This is a genomic window from Flagellimonas sp. ABD4_174 (assembly GCF_056160185.1).
The window spans coordinates 304,708-318,275 of record NZ_JBSWWP010000001.1 but is presented as its reverse complement, the minus strand read 5'-3'; the positions used below and the strand labels follow the sequence as shown (position 1 = coordinate 318,275).

Annotated in this window: 15 protein-coding genes; 8 read left to right on the top strand and 7 right to left on the bottom strand. The window is 42.9% G+C overall.

Going from position 1 to position 13,568, the window contains the following annotated elements; all coding sequences use genetic code 11:
• Positions 1-53 precede the first annotated feature (53 nt).
• From ACXAFK_RS01410 to ACXAFK_RS01385, 6 genes are all read left to right on the top strand, one after another.
• Complete coding sequence (locus tag ACXAFK_RS01410; protein ID WP_224835901.1) at positions 54-1,214, top strand: PSP1 domain-containing protein; 1,161 nt, start codon at positions 54-56, stop codon at positions 1,212-1,214.
• Complete coding sequence (locus ACXAFK_RS01405) at positions 1,204-1,692, top strand: gliding motility lipoprotein GldH (protein WP_224835900.1); 489 nt, start codon at positions 1,204-1,206, stop codon at positions 1,690-1,692. The genes ACXAFK_RS01410 and ACXAFK_RS01405 overlap by 11 nt, the downstream gene beginning before the upstream one ends.
• A 2-nt stretch (positions 1,693-1,694) precedes the next feature.
• Positions 1,695-4,019, top strand: a complete 2,325-nt coding sequence (locus tag ACXAFK_RS01400) for a transglycosylase domain-containing protein (protein ID WP_474956556.1) — start codon at positions 1,695-1,697, stop codon at positions 4,017-4,019.
• 97 nt (positions 4,020-4,116) lie between these two features.
• A complete protein-coding gene (locus ACXAFK_RS01395) occupies positions 4,117-4,818 on the top strand; it encodes a CoA transferase subunit A (protein WP_474956555.1) in 702 nt (233 codons plus the stop codon).
• A 2-nt stretch (positions 4,819-4,820) separates the two neighbouring features.
• Complete coding sequence (locus ACXAFK_RS01390; RefSeq protein ID WP_474956554.1) at positions 4,821-5,474, top strand: 3-oxoacid CoA-transferase subunit B; 654 nt, start codon at positions 4,821-4,823, stop codon at positions 5,472-5,474.
• A gap of 323 nt (positions 5,475-5,797) precedes the next feature.
• Positions 5,798-6,316 (top strand): GNAT family N-acetyltransferase, encoded by a 519-nt coding sequence (locus ACXAFK_RS01385; RefSeq protein WP_474956553.1) that lies wholly within the window; start codon positions 5,798-5,800, stop codon positions 6,314-6,316.
• Here the strand turns inward: ACXAFK_RS01385 and ACXAFK_RS01380 are convergent.
• On the bottom strand, positions 6,302-6,622 hold the full coding sequence (locus tag ACXAFK_RS01380) for a hypothetical protein (protein WP_224835895.1): 321 nt from the start codon (positions 6,620-6,622) through the stop codon (positions 6,302-6,304). The genes ACXAFK_RS01385 and ACXAFK_RS01380 overlap by 15 nt on opposite strands.
• A gap of 139 nt (positions 6,623-6,761) precedes the next feature.
• On the opposite strand from ACXAFK_RS01380, the gene ACXAFK_RS01375 reads away from it, so the two are divergent.
• The gene (locus ACXAFK_RS01375) at positions 6,762-7,466 is read left to right on the top strand and encodes a helix-turn-helix domain-containing protein (RefSeq protein WP_474956552.1); all 705 of its coding nucleotides are present in this window, start codon (positions 6,762-6,764) and stop codon (positions 7,464-7,466) included.
• Here ACXAFK_RS01375 and ACXAFK_RS01370 read toward each other — a convergent pair.
• The 4 genes from ACXAFK_RS01370 to ACXAFK_RS01355 form a co-directional block, all read right to left on the bottom strand.
• Positions 7,450-7,929, bottom strand: a complete 480-nt coding sequence (locus ACXAFK_RS01370) for a very short patch repair endonuclease (protein WP_474956551.1) — start codon at positions 7,927-7,929, stop codon at positions 7,450-7,452. The two genes, ACXAFK_RS01375 and ACXAFK_RS01370, sit on opposite strands and share 17 nt — an antisense overlap.
• Positions 7,930-7,997: 68 nt before the next feature.
• Positions 7,998-8,744, bottom strand: coding sequence for a succinate dehydrogenase/fumarate reductase iron-sulfur subunit (locus ACXAFK_RS01365; RefSeq protein WP_224835892.1), 747 nt, complete (start codon positions 8,742-8,744; stop codon positions 7,998-8,000).
• Positions 8,745-8,750: 6 nt separating this feature from the next.
• A complete protein-coding gene (locus ACXAFK_RS01360) occupies positions 8,751-10,754 on the bottom strand; it encodes a fumarate reductase/succinate dehydrogenase flavoprotein subunit (RefSeq protein WP_252081070.1) in 2,004 nt (667 codons plus the stop codon).
• 2 nt (positions 10,755-10,756) lie between these two features.
• A complete protein-coding gene (locus tag ACXAFK_RS01355) occupies positions 10,757-11,425 on the bottom strand; it encodes a succinate dehydrogenase cytochrome b subunit (protein WP_474958146.1) in 669 nt (222 codons plus the stop codon).
• 168 nt (positions 11,426-11,593) lie between these two features.
• Here ACXAFK_RS01355 and ACXAFK_RS01350 point away from each other — a divergent pair, with 168 nt between their 5' ends.
• Positions 11,594-12,475 carry an ATP-grasp domain-containing protein gene (locus ACXAFK_RS01350; protein WP_474956550.1) on the top strand — a complete coding sequence of 294 codons (882 nt, stop codon included), beginning with the start codon at positions 11,594-11,596 and terminating at the stop codon, positions 12,473-12,475.
• Positions 12,476-12,489: 14 nt separating this feature from the next.
• Here the strand turns inward: ACXAFK_RS01350 and ACXAFK_RS01345 are convergent, their stop codons facing one another.
• Positions 12,490-12,921 (bottom strand): hypothetical protein, encoded by a 432-nt coding sequence (locus tag ACXAFK_RS01345; protein ID WP_224835889.1) that lies wholly within the window; start codon positions 12,919-12,921, stop codon positions 12,490-12,492.
• A 184-nt stretch (positions 12,922-13,105) separates the two neighbouring features.
• Complete coding sequence (locus ACXAFK_RS01340) at positions 13,106-13,495, bottom strand: DUF2721 domain-containing protein (protein ID WP_224835888.1); 390 nt, start codon at positions 13,493-13,495, stop codon at positions 13,106-13,108.
• Between the last annotated feature and the right edge of the window lie 73 nt (positions 13,496-13,568).

Sequence of the window (13,568 nt, the reverse complement as noted above, 5' to 3'; positions counted from 1 at the left end):
ATGAACCCTATTTAAGGAGACGGTTCAAATTTCCTTAAATCAAGATATTAAATATGGCGTGTAGCAGTTGTTCAACCGGCAAGGATGGACAACCGCGTGGTTGCAAGAACAATGGAACTTGCGGCACAGATGGTTGTAACAAGCTAACAGTCTTTGATTGGCTTTCCAATATGTCGTTGCCCAACGGTCAAAAACCCTTTGATTGCGTTGAGGTACGTTTTAAAAATAGCAGAAAAGAATTTTATCGGAACTCGGACAATCTCCAATTGTCCATAGGTGATGTTGTGGCCACTCAGGCCAAGTCCGGTCACGATGTCGGTGTGGTTACATTGACCGGTGAACTGGTGCGTATTCAAATGAAACGCAAAAAAGTTTCACCAGAGGACAAGAATATTCCAAAGATCTATAGAAAAGCTTCACAAAGGGATATTGATATTTGGCAAAAATGTAGGGACAAGGAAGAAGAAATCAAAAAGCGTTCCCGTGAGATTGCCATATCGCTTAAACTTCAGATGAAACTGAGCGATGTGGAGTTCCAAGGCGATGGTTCCAAAGCTACCTTCTATTACACGGCAGAAGATCGTGTGGACTTTAGACAATTGATCAAGGACATGGCCAAAGCCTTTGGTATCAGAATAGAGATGCGCCAAATCGGCTACAGGCAAGAAGCACAACGTTTGGGAGGAATCGGTTCTTGTGGTCGTGAACTTTGCTGTTCCACTTGGTTGACCGATTTTAGATCGGTGAGTACGGCCTCTGCGCGCTACCAGCAACTGGCCTTGAACCCCCAAAAATTGGCAGGTCAATGTGGCAAGCTAAAATGTTGTCTCAACTATGAGCTCGACATGTATCTCGAAGCCCTAAAAAACTTTCCTTCGTCGGACTGTAAGCTAAAAACAAACAAGGGCCTGGCCTTTTGTCAGAAAGCAGATATTTTTAAGGAAAAGCTTTGGTTTTCATACAAGGACGAACCTGCAATTTGGCACACTTTGACCAAAGATCAAGTGTTGGAAATTTTGGAACTGAACAAAAAAAATCAAAAAGTGGCAAGTCTCGAGGAGTATGCTGCCGACAATGTGATCGAAGAGAAAACAACCTTCGAGAACGTGGTCGGTCAAGACAGTCTTACCCGATTCGATAGGCCCAAAAAGAAAAAACGAAGAAATAAAAAGCGAAGAAAGCCAAAACCTAAAGCATCATCCAATGCGAAATAAAATTTTGTTGCTTCTTATTGCAGTAGTGACCCTATCTTCTTGCAATGAGTTGTTGGTGTATTCCGATTATCGGCCGATCAAGGAAGGAAAGTGGGAGCTCGATAAAACAGTTGATTTTCAGTTTTCCGAACTGGACTCCACACAGACCTATAACCTGTTCATCAATATTAGAAATGATGATTCTTATCCTTTTAGCAATTTATTCTTAATTACCGAGTTAGAGTATCCCAACGGCAATACAATTAAGGATACGTTGGAATATAGAATGGCGGAACCCAGTGGCGAATGGTTGGGAAAGGGAATGGGAAGCGTAAAGGAAAATAAACTTTGGTACAAGGAAATGATCGATTTTTCGGAATCTGGCGTATATAAAGTGAATGTTTCGCACGCCATGCGCAAAAATGGCAATGTGGAAGGACTCCATATTTTGGAAGGAGTAACAGATGTTGGTTTGGAAATAGAAAAAGCACCCAAATAATAATGGCAAAAAAGCGTCAAAAAAAACAGCAACAAAATTTTCGACCTTTTATTAAGTGGTTTTGGATTGTATTCGCAATAGGAATACTTTCCGTTGTTCTTATTTTTCAATTGGCCTCTTGGGGCGCGTTTGGCGAAATGCCCACTTTTGAACGATTGGAAAACCCCGAGACCAATCTGGCCACGGAATTCATTTCAGCGGATGGCGAAACCTTGGGTAAGCTCTATTTGGATGACAACCGTACATGGGTGGATTATGAGACCTTGCCTCAAAATATTGTCGATGCCCTTGTCGCAACAGAGGATGCCAGATATTATGAGCATTCCGGTATCGATGCCAGGGGATTTGCCAGAGCATTGGCCTATCTGGGATCCAAAGGAGGTGCAAGTACCATTTCTCAACAATTGGCACGTCAGCTTTTTGTGGGGGTAAGATCCAGAAACCTTTTCGAAGCCGTTACCCAAAAAATAAAGGAGTGGGTCATAGCCACCCGTCTGGAAAGGAACTATACCAAAGAGGAGATCATAGCCATGTACTTGAACATTTATGATTTTAACTACAATGCCGATGGTATCCGTTCCGCGGCCAGAATCTATTTTGGAAAAGAACCAACAGAGCTAAAAACAGAAGAATCTGCCGTTTTGGTAGGAATGCTCAAAAATTCATCGCTATACAATCCCATACGAAGAGAAGAATTGGTGTTCAACCGAAGAAACACCGTGTTGGGCCAAATGGCAAAATATGGATACATCTCGGAAAAGGAGAAAGACTCACTCCAAAGCTTGGAGATGAAAATCAATTTTAACCCAGAATCACACAGGGAAGGATTGGCCACCTATTTTAGAATGTACATGCAACGCTGGTTGAACCGATGGGTAGAGGACAACCCAAAGCCCGATGGTGAAAAGTATAATATCTATTTGGATGGGTTAAAGGTTTACACGACCGTAGATTCCAGAATGCAAAAAAATGCAGAAGAAGCGGTACAGGAACACATGAAAAACCTTCAGGCCGAGTTCTTTAACCAAAATACGCCCGAGCGCAACCCTACTACACCATTTTTGGACATCAGTAAAGGCGCTGTGGACACCATAATGCGAAACGCCATGAAACGCTCTGCCAGGTGGCGTCATCTAAAACGCGAGGGACTGTCGGATAAAGATATCGAAGCCACTTTCCACAAAAAGGCGGAAATGACCGTGTTTGATTGGAACAGTGATTCCTACGAGAAAGATACCATAATGACCCCACTGGACTCAATCAGGTACTATAAAACCTTTTTGCGAACCGCGATGATGTCCATGGAGCCACAAACTGGTCATGTAAAAGCATGGGTCGGAGGAATAGATTACAAGCATTTCCAATATGATAATGTGATACAGGGAGCAAGGCAAGCAGGTTCTTTGTTCAAGCCTTTCGTGTATGCAGCGGCCATTGATCAGTTGCGTTATTCGCCTTGCTATACCTTGCCGGACAACCAGTATAGTATTGAGCCAGGAAAACACGGAAACATGGAAGCCTGGACCCCAAAAAATGCCGATGGCAAATACTCTGGGGAAGATATGACCCTAAAGAACGCTCTTGCGAACTCGGTAAACACAATAACAGCTCAACTTATAGATAGAGTGGGCCCGGGTGCGGTGGTTTCAATTGCGAAAAGCATGGGGATTACCAAAGAAATTCCCGAAGTGCCTTCCATTGCGCTGGGAACACCGGATGTATCCGTTTATGAAATGGTAGGGGCCTTTGGAACATTTGCCAATCAAGGTGTGTACGTTAAGCCCGTAATGGTTACCCGTATAGAAGATAGGAATGGAACCGTGCTTTATGAATATACACCAGAAACTAAGGATGTGCTGAGCAAAGATGTGGCCTATGCAGTAGTTAACCTATTGCAAGGCGTTACCGAAGCCGGCTCGGGCGGAAGGTTAAGGCACACTTATGGGGTCAACAATACGGTTTACAAAGAAGTTGTAACGGGTTATCCATACAAGCTGTATAATCCCATAGCTGGTAAAACAGGGACCACACAGAACCAAAGTGATGGTTGGTTTATGGGAATGGTACCCAACTTGGTGACCGGTGTTTGGGTAGGCGGAGAGGAAAGATCTATCCATTTCAATCGTTTGGCTTACGGTCAGGGTGCTGCGATGGCATTGCCTATTTGGGCCTTGTACATGAAAAAGAATTATGCCAACGAAGAACTGGGAGTGTCGCAAGATGCATTTGAAGAGCCGGAGGACTTATCCATAAATGTGGATTGTTCCAAGCAAAAAGAAGAGGAAGATATAGATACTGACGACGATTTGGACGATTTGGACTTCTAACCGAAAATAATTTAAAAGAAAGCCCCAAGCATATCATAATTTGCTTGGGGCTTTTTTATTTAAATCGTAATTTCAGGCAATCATAAATACGAAATGCATGATCAATAAAACAGTTGCGAATGTTGCCGAAGCTTTACAAGGTGTTAAGGACGGTATGACATTTATGTTGGGCGGATTTGGCCTATGTGGCATTCCGGAAAATGCAATTGGCGAACTGGTACGTTTGGGCATTAAGGACATTACCTGTATCTCGAACAATGCCGGCGTAGATGACTTTGGCCTTGGCCTGTTGTTGCAAAAACATCAAATTAAAAAAATGATATCTTCCTATGTAGGAGAGAATGATGAGTTCGAACGTCAAATGCTCAGCGGTGAGCTCGAAGTGGAATTGACACCACAGGGCACCCTGGCAGAAAAATGTCGGGCAGCACAGGCTGGATTCCCTGCGTTCTATACTCCTGCAGGTTATGGTACCGAAGTTGCCGAAGGAAAGGAAACTAGGGAGTTCGATGGCAAAATGTATGTGCTGGAACCCGCCTTTAAGGCAGATTTTTCATTTGTGAAAGCTTGGAAAGGCGATGAGGCGGGAAACCTTATATTCAAAGGAACCGCAAGAAATTTTAATCCATGCATGTGTGGAGCTGCGACCATTACCGTCGCAGAAGTGGAGGAGCTGCTTCCTGCAGGAAGCTTGGACCCTAATCAAATCCACATTCCGGGAATATTTGTACAACGAATCTTCCAAGGTGAAAAATTTGAAAAACGAATTGAACAAAGAACCGTAAGACAGAAAGCATAGTTATGTTGGACAAGAATGGAATTGCAAAACGCATCGCAAAAGAGGTCAAAGACGGGTATTATGTGAATCTAGGGATTGGAATCCCAACCCTGGTGGCCAATTTTGTACGCGATGATATCAGTGTAGAGTTTCAAAGTGAGAACGGTGTACTCGGTATGGGACCATTTCCTTTTGAAGGAGAGGAAGATGCCGATATCATTAATGCAGGAAAACAGACCATTACCACATTGCCCGGAGCTTCATTTTTTGATTCTGCACTTAGTTTTGGAATGATCCGTGGACAACATGTACACCTCACCATTCTTGGAGCTATGGAAGTGGCCGAAAACGGGGATATTGCCAATTGGAAAATTCCCGGTAAAATGGTCAAGGGAATGGGAGGAGCCATGGATTTGGTGGCATCGGCGGAAAATATCATCGTAGCTATGATGCATACCAACAGAGCAGGGGAATCAAAACTATTAAAACGCTGCACACTGCCGTTGACAGGTGTAGGATGCGTAAAAAAAATAGTGACCAACCTTGCGGTGCTCGAGGTGACGCCAAAAGGGTTCAAATTGTTGGAACGGGCTCCCGGTGTTTTGGTGGAAGAAATCAAGAAAGCTACTGAGGGAGAGTTGATTGTGGAAGGAGATATTCCCGAAATGAATATTTGAATCGAATCAATCGCAATTTTACAACAAAAAAAAGAGATTACACAACAATAGTTTTTACAGGCAGTTCATCGATTATATATTTGGTTATATCGAAATTTTTACCCAAATTAACACCGTTAAAACCTATTAACCATGGCACTAAAATCAAACACCACGATGAACGAGAACGTACAAGTTTACAGAAACGATTTTTTTACAGGTTTTATGCTATTGATCAAGAAGCTTTTTATGCTATAGGTCAGTATTCATCCCCCTGAAAAATTTGGAGCCAACATCGTGTTAGGCTCTTTTTTTATGGTATTTTGAGATGTAATTTAGATGGAATGGCACTTTATTTTCGACAATGTGATAGTACGGACCTAGACTCTCTGGTACAACTTTCCAAAATAACATTTTCGGATGCTTTTGAAAAGGACAATGATCCACATGACTTTCGTACCTATCTTCAAAAGGCATTTGGATCCAAACAATTGGCGAAAGAACTTTCCAATAAAAACACATTTTTTTATTTTGTATACGATGGCCAAGAATTGGTAGGATACTTTAAACTAAATGTAGAATCTGCCCAATCGGATGTACAAGACCCCAAAGCTCTCGAGATAGAACGTATTTATGTGCTCAATGAACATCAAGGCAAAAAGATTGGCTCACGGGTGCTTAAACGAATTGCCGAAAAGGCCAAAGAAATGCACAAGCAATATATTTGGCTGGGTGTCTGGGAGCATAACCCAAAGGCCATACGTTTTTATCAGAACCATGGATTTGTAAAGTTCGGAGAACACCCATACTTTATAGGAACAGATGAACAAACCGATTGGTTGTTGCGATTAGAGATTCAATAAATCTCCCAGAAACAGAATATCCCCCTCTGCTTGTAACTTGTACGCAAAAGAATTCTCGAACGCAGCATGGATAAGCAACGAAATTGCATAGGCATTTAGTTTGGTTAAGCTATTGGTCCGGTAAACCACATCTCTAATGGTAGAAAAGCTAACATTGCTTTTAATGGCAATATTGGCAAAATCGTTTTTTGTGGTGTTTCGTCGAAGCACGACGGAAAGCCTTTCGTTAATAGGCTTTCCATAATCTTCATCTCTAAAAATCAGTTCGGTTTTTACAATGGGCCCAAGCCCTTTAATTGATCCCATACATAAGTCGTGTTAAATAATAATATGTTGGGGTCGAAACCTATTTTCTATATTTGGCTTGTAACCCAATTACAGAAAACCAGATAAATTGCTGCGTTAAGTGCGTATTGCGTAACAATATTACACAATATAGAAATAAATGTATATAATTAAGCAGTTGCGAAGAAAAAATAATATTAGCCAATCACAATTGGGGAAAGAAATTGGTGTAAGTCTGCGCACTATTCAGCTCTACGAGCGCAAAGATGCGAATATCCCGATCAAAAATTTAACAAAGATTGCGGAGTATTTTGGGCTTACCATTGCAGAACTCTACATGCACGAAGTCAACGATATGGGGGAGGCGTACACCAAACGACAGCCGTTTACCAAGCACGGCAGCGTTTTCTACCCATTGGAGCACGGTAAATATTTGGTAATGGCCCCTCTGGTATTGGTCGAGTGGCACAGAAAATATATCGAAAGTCTTCAGAGCACTAGTTTGACCAATCCGTTCCAAGGCGGTTTTGTAATTGATTTTTTAACCGACGAACCCCATCGAATTTTTGAAATTTCCGGGGACTCCATGAACGATGGTACGTGCGATTCAATTCCGAACAAGGCATACGTGCTAGGCTTGGAAATAAAAAAAGAGTCGTTTACAAAAAGCCGTCCGACCTCTTGGAACCAATCATATGTATTGGTTTGTTCGGATAGAATTATCTGTAAACAGCTTACAGGGTATAATAAGATCAATAAATCGCTCCAGTGTCAAAATTTGAACACATCGCCCGAATTTAAGGACTTTGAATTGCCTTTGGATGATGTGTTACAGGTATTCAAAATCGTTAAGAAGCAGTTTTGATACTTTTTAAATGGTCTAGGACTAAACCAAGGCATTCATCCAAGTTTTTCTTAATCTCGCTTTCCCAAAACCGGAACACGGTATATCCTTTTTCCTTCAGGGCATGGTTCACCTCTTGATCGCGTTGTATGTTCCGTTCAATTTTGGGAATCCAGAAATCTCGGTTGGTCTTGATTTTTTGCTTACGTTCTTCCCAATTATAACCGTGCCAATATTCGCCATCAATAAATATAACGGTCTTGTACTTTTTAAGGGCTATATCGGGCTTTCCTATAAGTTTTTTGTAGTCGGTACGGTATCGGTAGCCCGCTTGCCACAGAGCTCTTCTAAAGGCTAGTTCTGGCTTTGTGTTCTTGCCCCGGATTTTGCCCATGATCTTGGATCGCTCAGGGGTGGTGTAAAAACCGGACTCCTCATTGAACCGAGGGACTTTTATGCGCTCTGTTGGGTATTCTTTGGGCATACTCCAAGATAACAAAAAACCCAAACTCCTATTGGAATTTGGGTCTCGAGTATTAAAATGTATTGTGTTTATCCTTTTAACGAAGCGGATAAATACTCACGGTTCATACGTGCAATGTTCGTCAAGGAAATACCTTTAGGACATTCCACTTCGCATGCTCCTGTGTTGGTGCAGTTACCAAAGCCTTCCAGATCCATCTGGCGAACCATGTTCTGTACACGCTCCACGGCTTCCACTCTACCTTGTGGCAACAATGCAAATTGCGAAACCTTTGCAGATGTGAACAACATGGCGCTCGCATTTTTACAAGCAGCAACACACGCTCCACAGCCAATACAGGTTGCAGCATCCATGGCTTCGTCCGCAGCATGTTTGTTAATAGGAATCGCATTGGCGTCTATGGTGTTTCCAGAAGTATTAACGGAAATATACCCACCAGCTTGTTGAATACGGTCAAAGGCACTGCGGTCCACGATCAAATCTTTGATCACGGGAAATGCCTTGGCACGAAATGGCTCAATAACAATGGTGTCACCATCGTTAAATTTACGCATGTGTAACTGGCAAGTGGTAATCAGTCTATCGGGACCATGGGGTTCGCCGTTAATTTGTAGGGAACATGTTCCACATATACCTTCCCTGCAATCGTGATCAAATTCAACAGGCTCCTCTCCTTTGGAGACCAGTTCTTCGTTCAAAATATCCAACATCTCCAAGAAAGACATATCACCTTCTACACCATCAAGGGTATAATCCACTATTTTTCCGGGGGTGGAAGCGTCTTTTTGACGCCATATTTTTAGATATAATTTCATAGTTTCTTATTTGTAGGATCTTGTCTTCAGTTCAATATTCTCGTATACCAAATCCTCTTTGTGCAATTTGGCGTCTTTGGGCTCGCCCACGTATTCCCAGGCGGCCACATACTTAAAGTTCTCATCGTCTCGGAGAGCCTCACCCTCTGGGGTCTGGTACTCTTCGCGGAAGTGACCTCCACAAGACTCGTTTCGGTGCAAGGCATCCTTTGCGAAAAGTTCGCCCAATTCCAAGAAATCGGCAACCCGTCCAGCTTTTTCTAGCTCCTGGTTTTTGGAATCCATGGTTCCGGTAACCTTCACATTTTCCCAGAAATCTTTTCTAAGGGCGGAAATCTCCTCGATAGCTTCTTTCAATTCTTTTTCATTACGGGCCATGCCACATTTGTTCCACATGATCTTGCCCAGCTTTTTATGATAGTAGTCCACGGAATGGATTCCAGAACCGCCCATCAATTTTTCCATTCGGTCTCGTACTTGTTGCTCTGCCTCTTCGAACTCCTTGGAATCTGTTGGAATAGCTCCCGTTCTAATGTCGTCGGACAAATAATCCCCGATGGTGTATGGCAGCACAAAGTAACCGTCGGCAAGACCTTGCATTAGGGCAGAGGCTCCCAAACGGTTGGCTCCGTGGTCACTAAAGTTGGCCTCACCGGCGCAATAACAACCAGGAATTGTGGTTTGTAAATTGTAATCCACCCAAAGGCCTCCCATGGTATAGTGTACCGCTGGATAGATCATCATTGGGGTCTTATATGGATTCTGGTCCACAATTTTTTCATACATCTGGAAAAGGTTACCGTATTTGGCCTCAACGACCTCTTCACCAAGTTTGGTGATAGTGGCCTTATCGGGATTCTTGATCCCAGAAGTCAGTGCTTTTTCTTTTCCATATCGTTCGATGGCCGCTGCAAAATCCAAGAATACGGCTTCACCGGTCTTATTTACACCGAAACCGGCATCGCAACGCTCTTTGGCGGCTCTGGATGCCACATCCCTTGGAACCAGATTACCAAAGGCAGGATACCTTCTTTCCAAATAATAATCACGATCTTCTTCGGCCAGTTCGGTAGGCTTTAGCCTTCCTTCGCGAATGGCGATGGCATCCTCCTTTTTCTTAGGTACCCAAATGCGTCCGTCATTTCTAAGTGACTCGGACATCAAGGTCAATTTGGATTGATGATCGCCAGAAACAGGAATACAAGTCGGGTGGATCTGGGTAAAACATGGATTGGCAAAGAATGCTCCTTTACGGTGTGCTCTCCAAGCGGCCATTACGTTACTTCCCATGGCATTGGTAGAAAGGAAGAAAACATTTCCGTATCCCCCGGTTGCCAGAACAACGGCATGTGCACTGTGCCTTTCAATTTCGCCGGAAACCAAATCCCGGGCAATGATTCCTCTTGCTTTTCCGTCCACCAATACCAAGTCCATCATTTCGTGACGGTTGTAGGCTTGGATCTTACCACGGTTTATCTGGCGGTTCATTGCGGAATAAGCACCGAGCAATAATTGTTGTCCAGTTTGCCCTTTGGCGTAAAAAGTTCTAGATACCAATACTCCACCAAAAGAACGGTTGTCCAACATTCCGCCGTACTCACGGGCAAAAGGAACCCCTTGTGCCACACATTGGTCTATGATGTTGCCGGATACTTCTGCCAATCGATAAACGTTGGCTTCGCGGGAACGGTAGTCGCCACCTTTTATAGTGTCGTAAAAAAGACGATAATTGCTGTCACCATCTCCTTGATAATTTTTTGCCGCATTGATACCTCCTTGGGCAGCAATGGAGTGTGCCCTTCGGGGTGAATCTTGGTAGCAGAATGTTTTTACATTGTAACCCAACTCGGCCAAAGTTGCTGCTGCGGCACCACCGGCAAGTCCTGTTCCAACAACAATAACGTCGATGTTCCTTTTGTTGGCAGGGTTAACCAGGTTGATGTCGTTTTTATGCTTGGTCCATTTATCGGCCAATGGCCCGGATGGAATTTTAGAGTCCAATATGCCCATACTTAATGTGTTATTGGGTTAAGGTGGTGGTATATGGCGATAAATGCAAATGCCAGGGGTACCACTACCGCAAATATTTTAGCAAATTTTGTGAATCCAACGGTGTATTTGTTGTTTGCACCCATGGATTGGAAGGATGAAGCAAAGCCATGCCACAAGTGCAAGCTGAGCAGTACAAAGGAAATAACGTAAAGAATGGTCCTCCAGAAAGGAGCGAATTTCTCCACGGTTTCTCCATAGTAACGTGTTGGGTCCTCAGGGTTGGCCTCAACGTACTTGTAAGCCATTTCGTGTACCCAAAAGTCATAAAAGTGCAAGGCCAAAAAGGCAAGGATTACCAGGCCGGAGTAGATCATGTTCCTGGAAACCCATGGAGCATTGGCACTGCCCTTGTACTTTACATAACGAACATCCCTTGCTTTTTTGTTCTGGATTTCCAAAACAAAGCCCATCACAAAGTGCACAATCACACCAATGATCAAAATAGGTTGCATCAAAAATTGGACTATTGGGTTATAGCCCATAAAATGGGATGCTTCATTAAAAAATTCCGGGGAAAATACCGAGGCCAAGTTGATGGTCACGTGTAGAATCAAAAATATGACCAAAAAAAGACCCGATAGGGCCATCACATATTTTCTGGCCAACGAAGATTTAATCAAACTCATCAGAAGTTAGTTTTTACACAAATTTACGGCACGGATGAGTTTTTAACAAGCTTTCAACAACGCAAAACAGGTTATTTAGACTCATTTTAAGCTACTGGGATTTAACCCTTCAGGATTTGCTTTTCGGATTTTTAACCGATATTGGGATTGATTATCAAACCAATGTAAAACATGGACATTGCCCTGCTTTCCGTAAGTCTAAACGTGTATTCCACAGCGAGAATCGCGGAGGAGTTCGAAAAAGCGGGACACTATGTTGAGCATATTGATCACACTAAATGTTCCGTGCTTTTGAGCGGGGAAAGACCTCGGATTTTTTTCGAATCCGAGAACATTACGGATGAGTTCGATGCCGTAGTGCCGAGAATCGGCACTACGGTTACTAGGCATGGTGCAGCGATCGTAAAACAATTCGAATTGAACCATGTGTTCAGTACCGCAAAATCCCTTGGCATACTAAAAGCAAGAAACAAAGTGGCCACTCTCCAGTTGATGTCCAAAAAAGGAATTTCAATTCCCAAAACGGTATTTTCCATCAATCCCAACAATGTAGAAGATCAAATCGAATTGCTGGGCGGAGCTCCCGTAATTATAAAACTACAAGAGGGGACCCAAGGCAAGGGGGTTATTTTGGCAGAAAGCAAAAAGTCCGCAAAATCCGTGATCGATACTTTGTATAATATGAATACCAGTATTTTGTTGCAGGAATTTATACAGGAGGCAAACGGGGAAGATTTAAGAATAATCGTGGTGGGCAATAAAATTGTGGCCAGCATGAAAAGGACCAGTGGACTGGACGATTTTAGATCTAATGTGCACAGGGGAGCAGAGATACAAAAGGTGCAACTAACACCGCGAGAAAAGTATATGGCCTTGAATGCGACCAAACATTTGGGACTTGGGGTGGCGGGAGTTGATCTGATCAGATCCAAAAGTGGCCCCTTGTTGATCGAGGTCAATGCTTCGCCCGGGCTCAAGGGAATCGAATCTGCCACAGGTGTAAATGTGGCCAAGGCAATCGTTCGGTACGTGGAAAAAAATGGTAAGCGATAATGGCCGGTGCTTTTTTATGCAGATAGGTCGATTTCTTTACCCGAAACTTTGGACAGACTAAATTTAATGGCGTTTTCCAGATTTGAAAATTGACGGATTTTATGACGAAAGAACATACGCTCCAACACTACACTGGCCAATCCACTCTTGTTATAGGCCACAATGGAGTAGTGCTCCAATCGATGCCGATGTTTGTAAAACTTTAACCAATCGGTGGGAACAACGGAGTAATCGTTGATTCGATTGCTGATATAGGCAATGGGCTTGTCCTTTCCTAAAACCTGGTAGGCAACTAGGATGATCTTTTCGGCAATATCCCAATTAAAAATTGCACCCTCTTTCATTTCGGAGATGACCAAACCGTCAAAAAAATAAAATATGCCAAATTCGTATTCCCTGATCTCCCGGATGTTTTTAAAAAACTCCAACTCTTTAACGCTCTGCATAAAAACTGTTCTTTTTTTGATGAATCCATGTCTTCATCAAAAATAGAGTCAAGCATAGGTTATCAATGGCGCTATTTTACCGATGCCCCTTGTTGGTTGGTGTATCGGCCGTTTCAATTGACGGGAAAATCGACCCTTTTTTGCCAAAAAGAAGTATTCCTACAAACACAGTTCAAAACCCTTATTATTTTTCCATATTCTCCAATTGAATGCCCAGCGCTTTTGTGGAAAGTTGAACTTCTAAAAGGGAGAGTACCAACGAAATCATTAAAAAGACCAAGCTTATGCCAAATATTACATTGGCCCAGACCTGCATTTCCACATAAATTAAAAACATGGTTATCGCTGACAATAAAAAACTGACTATCGCAGAGGCCTGCATATTCTTAATTATGCCCAAACGGGAGCGTAATTGGTTGATCTGTTGCTTAAGGGGTTGGGCGGAGGTTTCCTCGAATTGTTTGTGCAATTGCCGAATTAAAGCGGCAATGGCCAAATAACGGGCGTTGTATGCCAACATGGTCAACGAAATGGCAGGAAAAAGTAGAGCTGGAATACTTAGGCTGAGCTGCATAGTTTTAATTTGAAAGGTAAGGTAAGAATTTGTCATCGGTATGGCAATTACCTAAATTTGAGCAAATCAAAAT